General features: G+C 71.2%; 1 protein-coding gene. It reads right to left on the bottom strand.

Going from position 1 to position 486, the window contains the following annotated elements:
* Positions 1 to 28: 28 nt before the first annotated feature.
* On the bottom strand, positions 29 to 486 hold a 458-nt coding region (locus BIV03_RS04290; protein ID WP_175475707.1), incomplete at its 5' end, for a glucuronate isomerase.

The following is a 486-nucleotide window of genomic DNA, read 5'->3' on the forward strand; positions in this document are numbered from 1 at the left end:
TTCCCCCGCGTGCTCGTGCGCAAGCGCCTCAGAGCTTGAACGTCGCCCTCGGGATGTCCGACACGATCCGACGCGCCGTCCGTACCGCGTCCTCCTCGGACAGCTCGTGCGTGACCACGAGCGACGCCAGGTAGGCCGCGTCCGCTCGGCGAGCCATGTCGTGCCGCGCCGGGATCGAGCAGTACGCCCGGGTGTCGTCGATGAACCCCGAGGTCTTCGTGAACGACGCCGAGTCGGTGATGGCCGCCCGGTACCGGCCGATCGCCGCGGGCGTGTCGATGAACCACCAGGGAGCGCCGGCGTACACGGCGGGGTAGAAGCCGGCGAGCGGGCCGATCTCGCGCGAGAACACGGTCTCGTCGACGGTGAAGAGCACGAGGTGGAACCCCGGCGCGGTCCCGAACGACTCGAGCAGCGGCCGCAGCGGTTCGGTGAAGGACCCGACCGCGGGCAGGTCGTGCCCGGTGTCCGGCCCGAAGCGCTCGA

It is taken from the genome of Curtobacterium sp. MCBA15_016, assembly GCF_001865105.1.
In the GTDB taxonomy this organism is placed as follows: Bacteria; Actinomycetota; Actinomycetes; order Actinomycetales; family Microbacteriaceae; genus Curtobacterium.